At 74.8% G+C, this 17,235-nt stretch carries 17 protein-coding genes; 5 read left to right on the top strand and 12 right to left on the bottom strand.

Features of this window, described 5'->3' with window-relative positions:
• Positions 1 to 35: 35 nt before the first annotated feature.
• The 4 genes from ACH4FX_RS01130 (at position 36) to ACH4FX_RS01115 (ending at position 5,740) form a co-directional block, all read left to right on the top strand.
• On the top strand, positions 36 to 1,457 hold the full coding sequence (locus ACH4FX_RS01130; RefSeq protein WP_398474085.1) for a sensor histidine kinase: 1,422 nt from the start codon (positions 36 to 38) through the stop codon (positions 1,455 to 1,457).
• Between the two features lie 55 nt (positions 1,458 to 1,512).
• Entirely contained in the window at positions 1,513 to 2,829 is a 1,317-nt protein-coding gene (locus tag ACH4FX_RS01125; protein ID WP_398474084.1) for an LCP family protein, read from the top strand.
• 50 nt (positions 2,830 to 2,879) lie between these two features.
• A complete protein-coding gene (locus ACH4FX_RS01120; RefSeq protein WP_398474586.1) occupies positions 2,880 to 4,409 on the top strand; it encodes an FtsW/RodA/SpoVE family cell cycle protein in 1,530 nt (509 codons plus the stop codon).
• Between the two features lie 125 nt (positions 4,410 to 4,534).
• Complete coding sequence (locus ACH4FX_RS01115) at positions 4,535 to 5,740, top strand: methyltransferase domain-containing protein (protein WP_398474083.1); 1,206 nt, start codon at positions 4,535 to 4,537, stop codon at positions 5,738 to 5,740.
• A gap of 7 nt (positions 5,741 to 5,747) precedes the next feature.
• On the opposite strand, the gene ACH4FX_RS01110 is transcribed toward ACH4FX_RS01115, so the two are convergent.
• The 5 genes from ACH4FX_RS01110 to tsaB all read right to left on the bottom strand — a co-directional run bounded on the left by ACH4FX_RS01110 (position 5,748) and on the right by tsaB (position 8,919).
• Complete coding sequence (locus tag ACH4FX_RS01110) at positions 5,748 to 6,113, bottom strand: hypothetical protein (protein ID WP_398474082.1); 366 nt, start codon at positions 6,111 to 6,113, stop codon at positions 5,748 to 5,750.
• Between the two features lie 115 nt (positions 6,114 to 6,228).
• The gene (locus ACH4FX_RS01105) at positions 6,229 to 6,546 is read right to left on the bottom strand and encodes a hypothetical protein (protein ID WP_398474081.1); all 318 of its coding nucleotides are present in this window, start codon (positions 6,544 to 6,546) and stop codon (positions 6,229 to 6,231) included.
• A 12-nt stretch (positions 6,547 to 6,558) separates the two neighbouring features.
• The gene (tsaD, locus tag ACH4FX_RS01100; protein ID WP_398474080.1) at positions 6,559 to 7,680 is read right to left on the bottom strand and encodes a tRNA (adenosine(37)-N6)-threonylcarbamoyltransferase complex transferase subunit TsaD; all 1,122 of its coding nucleotides are present in this window, start codon (positions 7,678 to 7,680) and stop codon (positions 6,559 to 6,561) included.
• On the bottom strand, positions 7,673 to 8,206 hold the full coding sequence (rimI, locus tag ACH4FX_RS01095) for a ribosomal protein S18-alanine N-acetyltransferase (RefSeq protein WP_398474584.1): 534 nt from the start codon (positions 8,204 to 8,206) through the stop codon (positions 7,673 to 7,675). The genes tsaD and rimI overlap by 8 nt, the downstream gene beginning before the upstream one ends.
• Before the next feature lie 53 nt (positions 8,207 to 8,259).
• Positions 8,260 to 8,919 carry a tRNA (adenosine(37)-N6)-threonylcarbamoyltransferase complex dimerization subunit type 1 TsaB gene (gene tsaB, locus ACH4FX_RS01090; RefSeq protein ID WP_398474079.1) on the bottom strand — a complete coding sequence of 220 codons (660 nt, stop codon included), beginning with the start codon at positions 8,917 to 8,919 and terminating at the stop codon, positions 8,260 to 8,262.
• Between the two features lie 86 nt (positions 8,920 to 9,005).
• Between tsaB and ACH4FX_RS01085 the strand changes: the two genes are divergently transcribed.
• A complete protein-coding gene (locus tag ACH4FX_RS01085; RefSeq protein ID WP_398474078.1) occupies positions 9,006 to 9,572 on the top strand; it encodes a hypothetical protein in 567 nt (188 codons plus the stop codon).
• Positions 9,573 to 9,777: 205 nt separating this feature from the next.
• On the opposite strand, the gene ACH4FX_RS01080 is transcribed toward ACH4FX_RS01085, so the two are convergent.
• The 7 genes from ACH4FX_RS01080 to glmS all read right to left on the bottom strand — a co-directional run bounded on the left by ACH4FX_RS01080 (position 9,778) and on the right by glmS (position 17,065).
• Positions 9,778 to 9,990: a hypothetical protein gene (locus ACH4FX_RS01080; protein WP_398474077.1), complete on the bottom strand. Its 213-nt coding sequence runs from the start codon at positions 9,988 to 9,990 to the stop codon at positions 9,778 to 9,780.
• A gap of 145 nt (positions 9,991 to 10,135) precedes the next feature.
• Positions 10,136 to 10,681, bottom strand: a complete 546-nt coding sequence (tsaE, locus tag ACH4FX_RS01075; protein ID WP_398474076.1) for a tRNA (adenosine(37)-N6)-threonylcarbamoyltransferase complex ATPase subunit type 1 TsaE — start codon at positions 10,679 to 10,681, stop codon at positions 10,136 to 10,138.
• Positions 10,682 to 10,788: 107 nt separating this feature from the next.
• Entirely contained in the window at positions 10,789 to 12,069 is a 1,281-nt protein-coding gene (locus ACH4FX_RS01070; protein ID WP_398474075.1) for an alpha/beta fold hydrolase, read from the bottom strand.
• Complete coding sequence (alr, locus tag ACH4FX_RS01065; RefSeq protein ID WP_398474074.1) at positions 12,066 to 13,226, bottom strand: alanine racemase; 1,161 nt, start codon at positions 13,224 to 13,226, stop codon at positions 12,066 to 12,068. Before alr ends, ACH4FX_RS01070 begins: the two co-directional genes overlap by 4 nt.
• 86 nt (positions 13,227 to 13,312) lie before the next feature.
• Positions 13,313 to 14,740 (bottom strand): NAD(P)H-hydrate dehydratase, encoded by a 1,428-nt coding sequence (locus ACH4FX_RS01060; RefSeq protein WP_398474073.1) that lies wholly within the window; start codon positions 14,738 to 14,740, stop codon positions 13,313 to 13,315.
• 112 nt (positions 14,741 to 14,852) lie between these two features.
• Positions 14,853 to 15,221, bottom strand: coding sequence for a holo-ACP synthase (locus ACH4FX_RS01055; RefSeq protein WP_398474072.1), 369 nt, complete (start codon positions 15,219 to 15,221; stop codon positions 14,853 to 14,855).
• Positions 15,218 to 17,065, bottom strand: coding sequence for a glutamine--fructose-6-phosphate transaminase (isomerizing) (glmS, locus tag ACH4FX_RS01050; protein WP_398474071.1), 1,848 nt, complete (start codon positions 17,063 to 17,065; stop codon positions 15,218 to 15,220). Before glmS ends, ACH4FX_RS01055 begins: the two co-directional genes overlap by 4 nt.
• Positions 17,066 to 17,235 lie beyond the last annotated feature (170 nt).

Raw genomic sequence — 17,235 nt, 5'->3', positions numbered from 1 at the left:
ACCGGACCACCCGATTCCGGCGCGGCCCCGCCTCCATGCGCGGCCGTTCCGCCGCGGCCGCCGCCCTGGCCATGGCCCTCGTCCTGGCGGTGGGCGGCGGCTGGCTCTACGCGCTGCTGCGCGCCAACCTCCTGGACAACACCACCAGCCGCACCGAAGTCGCCGCCCGCAAGGTCGCCGCGCAGGCCGACACCGGCGCCCTTCCCGACGTCCTGTCCTCGCCCGCCGACGGCGTCGACCTGGTGCTGGTCCTGGACCCGGCGGGCCGGGTCGTCGCGACCAGCCTCCGCTCCGCCGACCCGCTCGCCACCGAGCTGCGGGACCTGCGCCCGCCCCCGGGCCAGGACTCCGCCGACCGCGTCCTCAGCGGCGCCCCGGCCGCGGCGGCGGGCGGCTCGCGGGCGGACGTGGTCGTGGTCCGCGCCACGCCGCCCGGCGGGGACGGGCAGGCGCGGTACGTGTACGCCGTGACCGTGCTCTCGGACGTGGACGACGCCACCCACGCCATCGGCGTCGCCCTGCTCGCCAGCGCCCCGCCGCTGATCGCGCTGGCCGCCGCCATCGCCTGGGCGGTGACCGGGCTGGCGCTGCGCCCGGTCACCGCGATCCGGCGGGAGCTGGCCGCGGTCAGCGAGAGCGAGCTGGACCGGCGGGTGCCGGACCCGGCGGGCGGTGACGAGATCGCGCTGATGGCCCGTACGGTCAACGCCACGCTGGACCGGCTGGAGCAGGCCGTCACCCGGCAGCGCCAGTTCGTCGCCGACGCGTCGCACGAGCTGCGCAACCCGATCGCGGCCGTACGGTCCCGGCTGGAGGTCGCGCTCGCGGCCGGGCCCGCCCCATCCGGAGAACCCGCTGCTCGTCCGGTTCCGACCGCCGACCTCGAACGATCCGTGCGCGCGGCCCTCCGCGACACCGAGCGCCTCCAGCGGATCGCCGCCGACCTGCTCCTCCTCGCGCGGCTCGACGCGCACGCCCCGCGGGCCGCCGAGCCGGTCGACCTGGCCCTGCTGGCGGCCGAGGAGGCCGCGCGCCGGCCGGCGGGCGGCGGGCCCCGGCTGGTGGTGGTGGCCGACGAGCCGGTCCCCGTGCGGGGCGATCCGGCGCAGCTGGAACGCCTGCTGACCAATCTGGTCGACAACGCCCTGCGCCACGCGCGTTCCGAGGTCCGCGTTCTCGCGCGGCCCCAGGAGGACGACGGTCGGCAGACCGTACTGGAGGTGGTGGACGACGGCCCCGGCATCCCGCCCACCGCCCGCGAGCGGGTCTTCGAACGCTTCGCCCGCCTGGACGCCGCACGCGACCGGGAGACCGGCGGTACGGGGCTGGGCCTGTCCATCGCCCGCGGCATCGCCCGTGCGCACGGCGGCGACCTGACCGTACGGGACCGCGCGGACGGGCAGCCCGGCGCCCGTTTCGTGGCCACCCTGCCCGCCCCGGCGCCCGCCCGCCCCTGAACCCCTCTTCAGAACCTTCAGGCTTTCTTCAGCCCCGCCCGGCGAGCCTGTCCGGATGAAGCACCGTCGCAGGCTCACCACCCCGGACGACGCAGCCCGCCCGCAGGGGCGGCGGCGCGGAGCCCGGCACGGCCGCCGGACCCGGCGCCGCGTGCTGCGCAGGCTGGCGCTGTGCGCCGCCGTGCTGCTGCTGTGCACCGCCGGCGCGGGCTGGTACTTCTACCGGGACCTGACCGGGCAGATCGGCTCGTCGCGGGCGCTCGGCGACGGCGCGCCGAAGTCGTCCGGCGGGGCGACCAACATCCTGCTGATGGGGCTGGACAGCCGTAAGGACCAGGACGGCAACGACCTGCCGAAGGACGTCCTGGAGAAGCTGCACGCGGGCGCCTCGTCCGACATCGGCGGTTACAACACCAACACCCTGATCCTGCTGCACGTGCCCGCCGACGGCGGCCGGGCCACCGCCTTCTCCATCCCGCGCGACGACCTGGTGGACGTACCAGGCCACGGCAAGGACAAGATCAAGAAGGCGTACGGGCTGGCCAAGGCCGCCGCGGAGGACCGGCTGGCGCGCCAGGGCGTCACCGACCACGACCGGCTGGAGCACGCGGGGCGGGAGGCGGGCCGCCGCGCCGAGATCGAGACGGTGCGCGCCTTCCTCGGCGTGCCGATCGACCACTTCGCCGAGGTGAACCTGGTGGGCTTCCTGCACATCGCGGACGCGCTCGGCGGCGTACCGGTGTGTCTGAAGCACGCGGTCAAGGACCGGTACTCGGGCGCCGACTTCCCGGCCGGGCGGCAGACCCTCGACGGGCCGCAGTCGCTGGCGTTCGTCCGGCAGCGGCACGGGCTGCCCGCGGGCGACCTGGACCGGACACGCCGCCAGCAGGCGTTCCTCGCCTCCGCCACGCACAAGCTGAACTCGGCGGGCACCTTCACCGACCCGCTGCGCCTGCTGCGGCTGCTGGACGTCGCCAAACGCGACCTGGTGATCGACGAGGGCTGGGACCTGCTGTCGTTCGTCGAACAGGCGAAGAACCTCTCGGGCGGGAACGTACGGTTCACCACGCTGCCCGTCGAGGGGTTCGCCAAGCACCGCGGCGAGGACGTGAACCTGGTCGATCCCGACAAGATCCGCCGGCTGGTCGCCCGGGAGACCGGGGCCGCGGACGGCCGCTCCCCCGCACCCGGCACCCCGGCCGCCCCCGGTGCCGGACCCGGCGCCACACCCGTCACACCTCTCTCACCTGCGGGAACCCTGCAACCGTCGCCCTCGTCTTCCTCATCGGCGGGGGAGTCCGGTTCGGGGACGGAAGGTTCCGGGCAGACGGCTCCCATGATCGATGGCGGAGGCATCCCGTGCGTGGACTGACGAGCTCGCTCCGGCCCCCCGGGGGCCCGGAGAGCGACGCCGAGCGCACGATGACGTTCGCCGCCCTGGCCCAGGCCCCCGACCGGCGGCGCACGGAGATGTGGCTGCTGGCCTTCGCCGTACTGATCACGGTCTTCGGCTACACCTACACCGACTTGTCGATGAACGGCCGGCTGCCGTCCGGGCTGCCCGGCTTCGCCGCCGCCATGTTCTTCATGGCGCTCGTCCCGCACCTGGTCGTACGCCGCTTCGCGCAGCGCGCCGACCCGCTGATCCTGCCGCTCGCCACACTGCTGTCCGGCTTCGGCCTGGTGCTCCTGAACCGCCTCGACATCACGTACGCGGCCAAGCCCAGCCTGCACATGACCCCGGCGGCGGGCGGGCAGCTGGTGTGGACGGTGATCGGGGTGGCGGTCTGCACGGCCACGCTGATGCTGCTGCGCGACCACCGCTTCCTCCAGCGCTACATCTACCTGACGATGGCCGTCGCGCTGGTGCTGCTGATGGCCCCCGCGTTCTTCCCCGGCGACACGTACGGCGCCAAGCGCTGGATATTCATCGGACCGCTGTCGCTCCAGCCCGGCGAGTTCGTGAAAATAATGATCGCGGTGTTCTTCGCGGGCTACCTGACGCTGAACCGCGACGCGCTGGCGCTCACCGGGCGCCGCGTCATGGGCGTCCAGCTGCCGCCCGGCCGCCAGCTCGGCCCGATCTTCACCATCTGGATCATCAGCCTGCTGGTGCTGGTCTTCGAACGCGACCTCGGTACGTCGCTGATCTTCTTCGGCCTCTTCGTGATCACCCTCTACATGGCCACCGAACGCACCAGCTGGGTGCTGTGCGGCCTGGCCATGGCCGTGGCCGGCGCCGCCGTCGTCGGCTCGACCGAGCCGCACGTCAAGGGCCGGGTGATGGCCTGGCTGCACCCCATGGACATCTTCCTGCCCCAGCAGGAACGGCCCCCGGGCCTGGTCTCCGAACAGGCCGCGCAGGCGCTGTTCAGCTTCGGCAGCGGCGGCATCAGCGGTACGGGCCTGGGCCAGGGCCACCCCGAACTGATCGGCTTCGCGGGCAACAGCGACTTCATCCTCACCACCGTCGGCGAGGAGCTGGGCCTGGCCGGGGTGATGGTCGTCCTGCTGCTGTACGTGCTGCTCGCGCAGCGCGGCCTGCGGGTGGGGCTCACCGCCCGCGACCCCTTCGGCAAGCTGCTGGCGGTGGGCCTGGCCAGCGCGCTGCTGCTCCAGGTCTTCGTCGTGTCCGGCGGCGTCACCGGGCTGATACCCCTCACCGGCAAGGCGCTGCCGTTCCTGGCCAAGGGCGGGTCGTCGCTGGTCGCGAACTGGGTGATGGTGGCGCTGCTCATCCGGATCAGCGACAGCGCGCAGCGCCGCCGCGAGCCGGTGGGGCCGCCGGACGGGCGGGGCGGCGCGCGGCGCGGGCGGCGCGCGCGGGCGGCCGACCCGGACGCGACGCAGGCCACGCCGCGCGTGGGGGCGGCGCTGCCGGCACCGGTGTCCCCGGCAGGCGGCAGCCGCGCCACCGGCCACGGGCGCCGGGCCCGCCGCGCGCGCGGGTAGCGAACCGGCCCCGGACCGGCCTCCGCCCCACCCGCCCCGGGAACTGCGGCCCGTCCCAGGAACTGCGGTCCGCCCCGGGGCCCCGGACCGGCCCCACCGCTCCCCTGCCCGCGCGCTGGCCCACAATGGGCCAGGTGAACCAGGCGAACGACCTCGACTCCTTCTCCGCGCTGCACACGCCCGAAGGGCAGGCGCTGCTGGCCGAGCTGCGCGACCACGACCCGGCGGACGAGCTGGCGACCGCGACCCGGTTGCGGCGCGATCATCCGGCGCCGCTGGTCTCCGCCGCGCTGGGCCAGGCGCGGCTGCGCCAGCGCGCGGCGGCCAAGTTCGGGGCGGACGCCACGCGCATGTACTTCACGCCCAACGGCGTCGAGCAGTCCACCCGCAGTACGGTCGCCGCCCACCGGGCCACCCGCCTCGCCGCCCTCGGCGTCCGCTCGCTCGCCGACCTGTGCTCCGGCATCGGGGGCGACGCCATCGCCCTGGCGCGCGCCGGCATCCACGTCCTCGCCGTCGACCGCGACCCGCTGGCCTGCGCGGCGGCCCGCGCCAACGCCGAGGCGCTGGGGCTGGCCGACCGGATCGAGGTGCGCTGCGCCGACGTCACCGAGGTGGACACCTCGGCGTACGACGCGGTCTTCGTCGACCCGGCGCGGCGGGGCGGCCGGGGCGGGCGCGGCGGCCGGATCTTCGACCCCGAGGCGTACTCGCCGCCGCTGTCCTGGGCCGTCGCGGCGGCCCGTACGGCACCGCACGCCGCCCTGAAGATCGCGCCGGGGATTCCGCACGAGGTCGTCCCGGACGAGGCGGAAGCGGAGTGGATCTCCGACGGCGGGGACGTGAAGGAGGCCGTCCTGTGGTTCGGCACCGCGCCGGGCGCCCGCCGCGCCACCCTGCTCCCGGGCGGCGACTTCCTGCTCGGCACCGGTCTGCCCGACCCGGAGCCGGGCCCGGTCGGGCGCTGGCTGTACGAGCCGGACGGCGCCGTGATCCGCGCCCACCTGGTGGCCGAGGTCGCCCAGCGGGTGGACGGCCGGCTGATCGACCCGACCATCGCCTACGTCACGGCGGACGAGCACCGGCCGACCCCGTACGCCACCGCGTACGAGATCACCGACACGCTGCCGTTCAACGTCAAGAAGCTCAAGGCGCTGCTGCGCGAGCGCGGCGTCGGGGTCGCCGTGATCAAGAAGCGCGGCTCGGCCGTCGAGCCCGACGACCTGCGCAAGAAGCTCAAGCTCTCGGGGCCGGAATCCTGCGTGGTGTTCCTGACGCGGGTGGCCGGCGCGCCTACGATGCTGCTGGGCCGCGCGGCGCCCACCGCCTGAGCCCCGCCTACAACCGGTCCGTCAGCTCCTCCGCGTACACCTGCGACAGGGGCTGCGGACCGACATACTGCTGGCAGGTGCACTGCCCCCGCTCGTAGGCGACCGGCTTCCGCTCCGCGTCCCACGCCGTCGGCACCTGCGTCACCTCATGGCACCGGCCCTGCTTGTCGTGCTTCGCGAGATGGTGCGCACACCCGCACACCGGCTCCGGCGGCCGCTGCGCCGCCTCCAGCTCCAGCCGGTCGCGCCGCGTGGCCTCCAGCCGCTCCATCTTCCGCGCGTGCCGCGCGCTCATCGCCTTCCGTCCGACGTCCACCACCTTGGCGAAACCCCCCGCCATGAAGAACGCGAACACCCACCAGAACCAAGGCATGTCCTGCCGCCTCCCCGTATATCTGCATTTCGGCTTGGTCAGGGTATGACGTGGTGTCACGAAGGAGTCGGGCAGGCTTGCGCGTCAGCGATCTCCTGAGGCCGGGGCTCCCCGTTCACGTCACTTCGTCGTGCGCCACGGCAGCATGCGCGGCATCCAGGATGCGACCGAGTTCGGCCACCGCGCCACGGGCCTCGTCGGGGTCGTCGGACGCCACGGCCAGGTCCTCCAGTTCCCGGTACCCGGCGGCGGTTCCGGGATCACGCTGGATGTGCACGTGGACGGCCCACTGCGCCGCGAGACGGCGCAATGGCAGCAAGTCCGCACTGTGAAGGGCCTGGTCGGCGGCCTGGCACAGCTCATGGGTGAAGGCGGGCAGGGCGGCGGGCGCGGCCTGGGCCACGGCGTCGTGCAACCGCGTGATCGAGGTCACTCGCCCTCTCCCCTACGAGTACAAGTTGTCCTTGCTCAGCTCGTGGAAGTGATCGTGATCGTGTGCGTGGCCGTGGGCGTCCTCGTGGTGGGTGCCCGGTACGTGTGGCTCCGTCACCGGGAGGGAGGAGTCGGCCGGGAGGTCCCAGGAGGAGGACGGGCGGTTGCGGGCGACCATTTCGGCGCCGAGGGCGGCGACCATGGCGCCGTTGTCGGTGCACAGCTTGGGGCGGGGGACGCGCAGCGTGATGCCCGCGTCGGCGCAGCGGCGTTCCGCCATGGCGCGGAGCCGGGAGTTGGCCGCGACGCCGCCGCCGATCATCAGGTGGTCCACGCCGTTGTCCTTGCAGGCGCGCACCGCCTTGCGGGTCAGGACGTCGACGACCGCCTCCTGGAAGGACGCCGCGACGTCCGCGACCGGGACCTCCTCGCCCGCCGCGCGCTTGGCCTCGATCCAGCGGGCGACGGCCGTCTTGAGGCCGGAGAAGGAGAAGTCGTAGATCGGGTCGCGGGAGCCGGTCAGACCGCGCGGGAACTTGATCGCGTCCGGGTCGCCCTCCCGGGCGTAGCGGTCGATCACCGGGCCGCCCGGGAAGCCCAGGTTCAGTACGCGCGCGACCTTGTCGAAGGCCTCTCCCGCCGCGTCGTCGATGGTCGAGCCGAGGGGCCGCACGTCCGAGGTGATGTCGGGCGCGAGCAGCAGGGAGGAGTGGCCGCCGGAGACCAGCAGGGCCATCGTCGGCTCGGGCAGGGCACCGTGTTCGAGCTGGTCGACGCAGATGTGCGAGGCGAGGTGGTTGACGCCGTACAGCGGCTTGCCGAGGGCGTAGGCGTACGCCTTGGCCGCCGAGACGCCGACCAGCAGCGCGCCCGCCAGCCCCGGCCCGGCGGTGACCGCGATGCCGTCCAGGTCGGACGCCGCGACCCCGGCCTCCTTCAGGGCGCGCTGGATGGTGGGGACCATCGCTTCCAGGTGCGCGCGCGAGGCCACCTCCGGTACGACGCCGCCGAAGCGCGCGTGCTCGTCGACGCTGGAGGCGACGGCGTCCGCGAGCAGCGTGTGCCCGCGCACGATGCCGACGCCGGTTTCGTCGCAGGAGGTCTCGATGCCGAGGACGAGCGGTTCGTCAGCCATGGGTCTGGGTTCCTTGTGCGGGGGACGGGGCGGAGGGGGCGTCGTCGGCCGGTCCGGGGGCGGAATCGGCCGGGGATTCGGAGGGGGAGACGGTGGTACGGCGCATGACGAGGGCGTCCACGTTGCCCGGCTGGTAGTAGCCGCGCCGGAAGCCGATCGGCTCGAAGCCGAACCGCTCGTACAGGCGCTGGGCCCGGGTGTTGTCGACGCGTACTTCGAGCAGCACCTCGGCGCACTCGAAGGCGGTGGCGGCGGTCAGCAGCTCGGTCAGCAGCCGGGAGCCCAGGCCGGTCCCCCACTGGTCGCGGGCGGTGGCGATGGTCTGGATGTCGCCGGTGCCGTCCACGGCGGCCAGGCCGCCGTAGCCGACCAGGCGGCCGTCGAGTTCGGCGACGACGTAGCGGCGGTTGGCGGCCGGCCCGCGCGCGTGCGCCAGCTCGGACCAGAACATCCCCGCCGACCAGGCGTCCTCCGGGAACAGTTCGCGCTCCAGGTCCAGTACGGGCGCGATGTCCCACCAGCGCATCTCACGGAGCACGGCACCGTCCCGCGCGCCCGCCCCGGCAGCCACCCGCGCGGTCACTTCGGCGTGACCACCTTGTAGTTGGCGGGCACCTGCGCGTCCGGCCGCCGCAGGTACAGCGGCTGCGGCGGCAGCAGTTCCGCGCCGCTCGCGAGCTTCTCGGCGGCCAGCGCGGCGAGCGCGCCCGCGGACTGGTGCTCGGGGCCGTCCGCCCGTACGCCGGTGAAGGTGTCCGCGTACAGCACCGCGCCCGCGCCCACCGCCGGCACCCCGCCGACCTGGTCCGCGAGGTCCGCGGGGCGGTCCACGGCGGGCTCGGTGAGCCGTGTGCGGGCGTCGGCGTAGCGCGCCCAGTAGACCTCCTTGCGGCGCGCGTCGGTCGCCACCACGAACGGCTCGTCGAGCCCGGCGGCGTACGCGATGCCGTCCAGCGTGCACAGGCCGTGCACCGGCACGTCGAGGGCGGCGGCGAACGTCGCCGCCGTGACGAGCCCGACCCGCAGCCCCGTGTACGGGCCGGGGCCGACCCCGACCACGATGTCGCTGACCGCGCCGAGTTTCACGCCGGCCTCGGCGAGTACCCGGTCGACGGCGGGCAGCAGCAGTTCGCCGTGCCGGCGCGCGTCCACCTGACGCTCCTCGGCGAGTACGCGGGAGCCGTCGTGGAGGGCGACGGTGACGGCAGGGGTTGCGGTGTCCAGAGCAAGCAGCAGCACGCCTTCAAGACTACGGCTCGGCCGCGGGTGCCCTGCCGGGTGCTACCGTCAGCCGTAGTCACGCGCGTACGAAAGGTGGCACGGCGGTGTCCGCAAAGAGCAGTTCGATCGTCACCGCCCTGACCGCGGCCGCGCTGGCCGCCGTCGGTTTCCTGGCCTACCAGGCCTCCGCCTCGGCCCCCGACCACACCACCGCGGGCAAGCACCCGTCGGCCTCCGCGAGCCCGGCCCCCGGCAAGGGCAAGGACGGCGCGGACCGGCAGCAGACCGAGGTCCCGGTCCCGCCCGGTTCGGGCGAGGGCGAGCGGGTCGTCTACGCGCTGGGCGCGAAGCGGGTGTGGCTGGTCACGGCCGACGGCAAGGTGAAGCGGACGTACCAGGTCACCCCGAGCAGCGTGTCCCCGGCGCCGGGGACGTACAAGGTCAACGGGCGGTCCCTGAAGATCCCCGGCTCGGACGGGGTGCCGATCGAGCACGTGGTGCGCTTCACGGTCGCCGAGGGTGTGGTGATCGGCTTCAGCGCGGCGGTCGACGGCTCGATGCCGGACCCGAACGCGACGAAGAAGACCGGCGGCATCCGGGAGACGCGCGCGGACGGCACGGCGATGTGGGACTTCGCGCTGGGCGGGACGAAGGTCGTCGTCGTTCCCTGAGCTTCGTTCCCTGAGCTTCGTTCCCTGAGCGTCGCTGCCTGGGCGCCGTTGGCTGAGCGGCGTTGGCTGAGCGGCGTTGGCTGAACACCGTTCCCGGAGATGCAGCTTCCGGAGGCGCCGAGAGGCGCATGGGTGCGTCGGCGGGCTCCCGGCGCGTACGGGCCTGCCACGTACGCCCGCGCGTACGCGAGCGCCCGCCGCTGTCCTACGCCGCGTCGCGCGCCCCCCGCTGACCGCCCTCTTGCGGTGCGATGACGCGCGTCTCGTCCTCCGCGGCCTCCTCGGCGCGGGACGGCGGCTCCGGGGGCGTGGACACCGCGCTGGCCGCGGCGCACGCCGCCAGCAGCTCGTTCATGGTCGGCGACGGTTCGGTCGCGCCGCTGCGGACCCCTGCGGTGACGGGCTGGTGGGCCGACATGGATGCCTCCCGTGGCTCCTGGGCGGGCAAGGGCATAGTTAGGCAGACCTAACCGGCTCTCCCTTCACCCATGTGACCACGTTCGGCGCCGCGCGCGCAACATCTTCCCGACGGCTTGTCGGAAACTACCGGGTACGGCCGCCGGCTACTCCCCGACCAGCACCGTCAGGTCCGTATCCGCCCAGCGCGCGCCGACCCCGCGGACGACGATCTCGCGCACATCGTCCTCGTCCGTCACCACGGCGGGCTCCCCGGCGCCGGGCAGGCCGGGCGCGTCCGCGCCCACGGCACGCTCGATGACCACGTGCAGCCGGTCCTCGGACAGCTCCTCGACCTTGCCGTCGCCCCACTCCACGACCACCACCGACTCCGGCAGCGACACGTCGAGGTCCAGGTCCTCCATCTCGTCCAGCCCGCCGCCGAGCCGGTACGCGTCCACGTGCACCAGGGCCGGTCCCTCGGCCAGCGGCGGGTGCACCCGGGCGATCACGAACGTCGGCGAGGTGACCGCGCCGCGCACGCCCAGGCCCTCGCCCAGGCCGCGGGTCAGCGTCGTCTTGCCCGCGCCCAGCTCCCCGGTCAGCAGGACCAGGTCGCCCGGCCGCAGCAGCCCGGCCAGCCGGCGGCCCAACTCCTGCATCCGGCTGGGCGACTTGACGGTTACGTGCACGGTCGTCTCGGTGGTGCTCATGCGCCGATGGTACGGCGAGCACCACCGGCATTCCGAACCCGCTCGCGGCCCGCGGGCCCCGGGAAGGCCCGCCCGGGCCCGTACCGACCGGGCCTCCGGGAGCGCGTCTACGCCCGTGCCGACCGCGCCGCCGCGGCCGTCGCCGCGGCCCGTTCGATCAGCGTCTCCAGATGGCCGGTGACCACCTCCGGGCGCTCCAGCATCACCAGGTGGCCCGCGCCCGCCTCGCACACCGACTCGGCGCCCGGCAGCAGCTCGGCGATGGCGTCGCTGTGGTCGGACGGGGTGATCAGGTCCCGGTCCCCGGCCAGCACCAGTGCCGGTACGGGGTCGAACGCGGCCAGCGCCTCGGTCTTGTCGTGCACCGCGAAGGCCGGGAAGAATTCGGCGACGACGTCGATCGGCGTCGCCTCGATCATCCGCTCGGCGAACCGCGCCACCCCCGGGTCCACCTCTTTCGGCGTACCGAACGAATAGCGCTTGACCAGCCCCGCGAAGAGGTCGGCGGTGGCCCGCCGCCCCTTCTCGACCAGCTCGCTCTGCGCGCCCAGCGCCTTGAGCACGCCCGGCGCCAGCCGGTGGAACGCCTTGACGCCCAGCGACGGCAGCCCGAAGGCGACCTCGCTGAGCCGGCCGGCGGAGGTGCCGATCAGCGCGACGCCGACGACCCGCTCCGCGACATACTCCGGATACTGGTCGGCCAGCGCCATCACCGTCATGCCGCCCATGGAGTGCCCGACCAGCACGATCGGCCCCTCCGGCACGGCGGCGTCCAGCACCGCTTTCAGGTCCCGGCCGAGCAGGTCGATGGTGACCCGCTCGGTGCCCTCGTGCTGGGCCCTGCCGCGCTCCGAGCGGCCGTGGCTGCGCTGGTCCCAGTGGACGCTGCGCACCGCGCCGCGCAGGGCCGCGCGCTGGAAGTGCCAGGAGTCCTGGTTCAGGCAGTAGCCGTGGCTGAAGACGACCGTGGGCGCCTCGGCGCGGCGCCCCAGCAGCCCCAGCAGCCGCTTGCGGCGCGCGCCGCCCTTGCCGCCCTTGTCGTCGCCGCGCCCGGCACGGCCCGCGCGGGCGTCGCCCGGCTCGTCGATCTCGTAGTACAGCTCCGTGCCGTCCTCGGCCACCGCGGTGCCCGGCTCGCCGCGCAGCGTCCCGTACGGGCCCGCCGCGTCCAGCGCGAGCCGCGCCTTGCGCCGCATGCCCCGGCCGACCGTCAGCCGCTCGATGGCCACGCCCGCGGCGGCCCCCGCCGCCACCACGCCGATCGCGGCTCCGGCGATGCCCGCGTGGCGTCCGGCCCGCGTCCAGCTGCCGACCGCCGTGGCCGCCCCGGCCGCCGCTTCCGCCGCGTCGATCGCGGTGTCGGCGGCCGCCCCCGTCCTGTCGCTCATGTCCCGCTCCCCGTGTCCGCGCGCTCATCAACATAGACGCGTGGCACCCGGGTACCGATCCGCGTGACGATTTCGTACCCGATGGTGCCCGTCGCACGCGCCCAGTCCTCGGCGGTCGGCTCGCCCCGGTCCCCCGGGCCGAACAGCACAGCCACGTCTCCCACCTGGGCCGGGTCCCCGCCAAGATCGACCACAAACTGGTCCATGGCGATCCGCCCGGCCACCGTCCGCCATTTGCCCGCGACCAGAACCGGTCCGCTGCCCGACGCATGCCGGGGAATGCCGTCGGCGTAGCCGAGCGGGACGAGCGCGAGCGTGGTCTCACCGGACGTCGTGTACTGGTGCCCGTACGAGACGCCGTGGCCGGCGGGCACCCGTTTGACCGACGCCAGGGACGCCTCCAGCGTCATCGCCGGACGCAGCCCGAAGTCCTCCGGCGCGCCCATCTCCGGGCTGGGCGAGATGCCGTAGACACCGATCCCGGACCGGACCAGGTCGAAGTGCGCGTGCGGGAGGCTCAGCAGCGCCGGGGTGTTGGCGTGGTGGCGCACCTCGGGGTCGAGACCGGCCCTGCAGACCACCGCGTCGGCCTCGGCGAAGGCCGCGAGCTGGGCGTCGATGGACGGGTGGCCGGGCTCGTCGGCGCAGGCGAAGTGCGACCAGACGCCGGTGACCCGGACCGCGCCCTCGGCCTCGGCGGCGCGCGCGGCGGTGACCAGCTCGGACCAGTCGGCGGGCTGGCAGCCGTTGCGCCCCAGCCCGGTGTCGACCTTCAGCTGGACCCGGGCGGTACGGCCGCACGCCCGCGCCGCCGCCACGACCTCGCGCAGCGCCCACAGCCCGCTGACCGACACGTCGATGTCCTGCTCGACCGCCTGCCGCCAGGGCCCGCCGGGCGTCCACAGCCAGCACAGCAGACGGCCGGTGTCGCCCGCGGCCCGCAGCGCGAACGCCTCCTCCGGCAGGGCCGTGCCCAGCCATGTCGCCCCGGCCGCACGCGCCGCACGGCCGCACTGCACCGCGCCGTGCCCGTACCCGTCCGACTTCACCACGGCCATCAGCTCGGCCCGTGGCGCGCGGGCCCGCAGCGCCCGCACATTGGAACGCACCGCGGCGAGATCGATGGCCGCACGGGCGCGCATGGCTGTGTGGTTCATCCCACCAGTGTCTCAGGACGGGAGTCGGGGCCCGGCGAGGCAGGTGGGCCGGGTCCGGCCCGGGCGGCGGGCGGGGCCGGGCGTGCTCAGGGGCGGCTGACGTCCCGCCACGCCTCGCCCAGCGCCCCCGCGACGTCCGTCGCCAGGATCGGCGCGCCGTCCGGGGTGGCGGCCAGCCGGGCGGCCAGACCGTGCAGGTACGCGCCCGCGGACGCGGCGTCGCGCGCGGCCAGGCCGGTGGCCAGCAGCGAGCCGGTCAGGCCGGACAGCACGTCGCCGCTGCCGGCGGTGGCCAGCCAGCCGGTGCCGGTGGGGTTGACGCGTACCGGGCCGCCCGCCGGGTCGGCGACGAGGGTCGTGGAGCCCTTCAGGAGGGCCGTGGCCCCGTACCGCTCGGCCAGTTCCCGTACGGAGCGCAGGCGGGCCGCCTCCACGTCCGCCCGGTCGGCGCCGAGCAGCGCGGCGGCCTCCCCGGCGTGCGGCGTCAGGAGGGTCGGCGCGCCGCGGCCCCGTACCCGCGCGGCGTCCAGGAAGCGCAGCCCGTCGGCGTCGACCAGCACGGGCACGTCGGAGTCCAGCACGTCCGCCACCGCGTCGCCGTCGTCCCCGATGCCGGGGCCGATCACCCACGCCTGGACCCGGCCCGCCTTCGACGGCGGCCCGGCGTGCACCAGCGTCTCCGGGAAGTGCGCGAGGACCTCGTCGGCCGCCGGACCGACGTACCGCACGGCCCCGGCGCCGCCCCGCAGCGCCCCGGACACGGCCAGCACCGCGGCGCCCGGGTAGCGCGCCGACCCCGCGACGACGCCCACCACACCGCGCCGGTACTTGTCGCTCTCCGCCGAGGGGCGGGGCAGCTGCTCCGCCACGTCCGCGTACTGGAGCGCTTCCGCCGTGGCGTCCGCGGGCAGGCCGAGGCCGATGTCCACCAGGCGCAGCGCGCCCGCGTACTCGCGCGCCGGGTCGATCAGCAGCCCCGGCTTGTACGCGCCGAAGGTCACCGTCACATCGGCCCGTACGGCCTCCCCCGGCACCTCGCCGCTGTCCGCCTCCACACCGCTCGGCAGGTCGACGGAGACGATCGTGGTCCGCCGGGCGGCCTCGGCCAGCCGGGCCGCCTCCGGCCGCAGCCCGCCCTTGCCGCCGATGCCGACGATGCCGTCCACGACGAGGTCGGCGCGCGCGATGTCGGCCGGGGCGTCGGCGGACACCCGGCCGCCCGCCGCCCGCAGGGCCGCCAGGCCGCCCGCGTGGGCCCGTTCCGGGGACAGCAGGACGGCGCGCACGCCCGCGCCGCGCCGGGCCAGCCGGGCGCCCGCGTACAGCGCGTCACCGCCGTTGTCGCCGCTGCCCACGAGCAGCACGACCCGCGACCCGTACACCCGCCCCAGCAACTCCGCGCAGGCCACCGCCAGTCCGGCGGCGGCCCGTTGCATCAGGGCCCCTTCGGGCAGCCGCGCCATCAGGTCCCGCTCGGCCGCCCGTACGACATCCACGCTGAACGCAATCCTCATGCCCCCAGTCTCACCCCGGGCGGCGCCGGCATTCCTCCCGGCTCGCCCGGCGCACCGGGCAGCGGTACGGCCCGGCGGCCGGATCGCGTACGGATCGGCTCCGGGGCGCCGCTCACCCCTCCGCGATCACCACCGCCGAGGCCACGCCCGCGTCGTGACTGAGCGACACGTGCCAGGAGCGCACGCCGAGTTCCGCCGCCCGCGCGGCCACCGTCCCCCGGATCTGGAGTATCGGCTGCCCGGACTCCAGCACCGCCACCTCGGCGTCCGTCCACCGCAGCCCGGCGGGCGCCCCCAGCGCCTTGGCCACCGCCTCCTTGGCGGCGAACCGCGCGGCGAGCGAGGCGATGCCCCGGCGCTCCCCGCCGGGCAGCGTCAGCTCCCGCTCGACGAAGAGCCGGTGGGCCATCTCCGGGGTGCGCTCCAGGGCCGCCGCGAAGCGGTCGATCTCGGCGACGTCGATACCGACCCCGATGATCATTCGACGGTCACCGACTTGGCGAGGTTGCGCGGCTGGTCCACCTCGTTGCCGCGCGCCGTGGCCAGTTCGCAGGCGAAGACCTGGAGCGGCACCGAGGAGACCAGCGGCTGGAGCAGGGTGGGCGTGCGCGGGATGCGCACGATGTGGTCCGCGTACGGGACGACCGCCTCGTCGCCCTCCTCCGCGATCACGATGGTGCGCGCGCCCCGGGCCCGGATCTCCTGGATGTTGGAGACGATCTTGTCGTGCAGGACGGAGCGGCCGCGCGGCGACGGCACGACCACCACCACCGGCACGCCTTCCTCGATCAGGGCGATCGGCCCGTGCTTCAGCTCGCCCGCCGCGAAGCCCTCCGCGTGCATGTACGCGAGTTCCTTCAGCTTCAGCGCCCCCTCCAGGGCGACGGGGTAGCCCACGTGCCGTCCCAGGAACAGCACCGTGTTCCGGTCCGCGAGACTGCGCGCCAGCTCCCGTACCGGCTCCATCGTCCCGAGCACCTGCTCGACCTGCGTGCCGATCGCGGCCAGCTCGCGCACCACGGCCCGGATCTCGTCGCCCCACTGCGTGCCCCGCACCTGGCCCAGGTACAGCGCGAGCAGGTAGCAGGCCACCAGCTGGGTCAGGAACGCCTTCGTCGAGGCGACCGCGACCTCGGGCCCGGCGTGGGTGTAGAGCACCGCGTCCGACTCGCGCGGGATCGTCGAGCCGTTGGTGTTGCAGACCGCGAGCACCTTCGCGCCCTGCTCGCGGGCGTGCCGCACCGCCATCAGGGTGTCCATCGTCTCGCCGGACTGCGAGATGGCGACGACCAGCGTGCGCGGGTCCAGGATCGGGTCCCGGTAGCGGAACTCGCTGGCCAGCTCCACCTCGCAGGGGATGCGGGTCCAGTGCTCGATCGCGTACTTGGCGATCATCCCGGCGTGGAAGGCCGTGCCGCAGGCCACTATCACCACCTTGGTGGCCTCGCGCAGCACCGCGTCGTCGATGCGCACCTCGTCCAGCGAGAGCACCCCGGACGCGTCCACCCGGCCCAGCAGCGTGTCGGCGACCGCCTTCGGCTGCTCGGCGATCTCCTTGAGCATGAAGTAGTCGTAGCCGCCCTTCTCGGCGGCCGACGCGTCCCAGTCCACGTGGTAGTGGCGCACCTCGCCCGGCGCGCCGTCGAAGTCGGTGACCGTCAGCCCGTCCCGGCGCAGCTCCACGACCTGGTCCTGGCCCAGCTCGACGGCCTCGCGGGTGTACGCGATGAACGCCGCCACGTCCGACGCGAGGAACGCCTCGTCCTCGCCGAGGCCCACCACCAGCGGCGAGTTGCGGCGCGCGCCCACCACCACGTCCGGCGCGTCCGCGTGCACCGCGACCAGCGTGAACGCGCCCTCCAGCCGGCGGCACACCTGGCGCATCGCCTCGGCCAGGTCCCCGCAGGAGGAGAAGTTCTCCGCCAGGAGGTGCCCGACCACCTCGGTGTCCGTCTCGGACGCCAAGGCGTGACCGCGCCCGGACAGTTCGGCCCGCAGCGCGGCGAAGTTCTCGATGATGCCGTTGTGGACGACCGCGACCCGCCCGGCGTTGTCCAGGTGTGGGTGGGCGTTGGCGTCGGTGGGCGCGCCGTGCGTGGCCCACCGGGTGTGCCCGATCCCGGTCGAGCCGGTCGGCAGCGGACGCTCGGCCAGCTCCTTGTCCAGGTTGGCGAGTTTGCCCGCCTTCTTGGCCGCGGCCAGGCCCCCGTCGGCCAGTACGGCCACCCCGGCCGAGTCGTAGCCGCGGTACTCCAGCCGCTTCAGCCCGGCGAGCACGACGTCCAGGGCGGACCGGCCGCCCGCATACCCCACGATTCCGCACATGGGGGCAGCCTACGGGGCGGCCCGATCAATGCCCCCGCGCCATACGGCCAACCCGCGGGCCGCCCGGCCGGCCCGCGGCACCGGTACCGGCCGGCCCCGTCCCCCGCGCTCCCCCGCACGTCCCGCCCGCCCGCGACACGCTGAACGGGCGGCCACAACCCCACCCCGGG

Source organism: Streptomyces sp. NPDC018019 (assembly GCF_044327805.1).
Classification (GTDB): domain Bacteria; phylum Actinomycetota; class Actinomycetes; order Streptomycetales; family Streptomycetaceae; genus Streptomyces.
This window is presented reverse-complemented; position numbering and strand designations above follow the sequence as displayed.

Excerpts from the sequence above, each read along its gene's own strand:
- alr (WP_398474074.1), bottom strand. The coding sequence starts at position 13,226 with ATGAACCACACAGCCATGCGCGCCCGTGCGGCCATCGATCTCGCCGCG.
- ACH4FX_RS01110 (WP_398474082.1), bottom strand. The coding sequence starts at position 6,113 with ATGCCTTGGTTCTGGTGGGTGTTCGCGTTCTTCATGGCGGGGGGTTTC.
- ACH4FX_RS01070 (WP_398474075.1), bottom strand. The coding sequence starts at position 12,069 with ATGAGCGACAGGACGGGGGCGGCCGCCGACACCGCGATCGACGCGGCG.
- ACH4FX_RS01125 (WP_398474084.1), top strand. The coding sequence starts at position 1,513 with ATGAAGCACCGTCGCAGGCTCACCACCCCGGACGACGCAGCCCGCCCG.
- ACH4FX_RS01120 (WP_398474586.1), top strand. The coding sequence starts at position 2,880 with ATGACGTTCGCCGCCCTGGCCCAGGCCCCCGACCGGCGGCGCACGGAG.
- glmS (WP_398474071.1), bottom strand. The coding sequence starts at position 17,065 with ATGTGCGGAATCGTGGGGTATGCGGGCGGCCGGTCCGCCCTGGACGTC.
- tsaD (WP_398474080.1), bottom strand. The coding sequence starts at position 7,680 with ATGGCTGACGAACCGCTCGTCCTCGGCATCGAGACCTCCTGCGACGAA.
- ACH4FX_RS01055 (WP_398474072.1), bottom strand. The coding sequence starts at position 15,221 with ATGATCATCGGGGTCGGTATCGACGTCGCCGAGATCGACCGCTTCGCG.
- ACH4FX_RS01080 (WP_398474077.1), bottom strand. The coding sequence starts at position 9,990 with ATGTCGGCCCACCAGCCCGTCACCGCAGGGGTCCGCAGCGGCGCGACC.
- ACH4FX_RS01060 (WP_398474073.1), bottom strand. The coding sequence starts at position 14,740 with ATGAGGATTGCGTTCAGCGTGGATGTCGTACGGGCGGCCGAGCGGGAC.
- tsaE (WP_398474076.1), bottom strand. The coding sequence starts at position 10,681 with ATGAGCACCACCGAGACGACCGTGCACGTAACCGTCAAGTCGCCCAGC.
- ACH4FX_RS01115 (WP_398474083.1), top strand. The coding sequence starts at position 4,535 with ATGGGCCAGGTGAACCAGGCGAACGACCTCGACTCCTTCTCCGCGCTG.
- ACH4FX_RS01130 (WP_398474085.1), top strand. The coding sequence starts at position 36 with ATGCGCGGCCGTTCCGCCGCGGCCGCCGCCCTGGCCATGGCCCTCGTC.
- rimI (WP_398474584.1), bottom strand. The coding sequence starts at position 8,206 with ATGCGCTGGTGGGACATCGCGCCCGTACTGGACCTGGAGCGCGAACTG.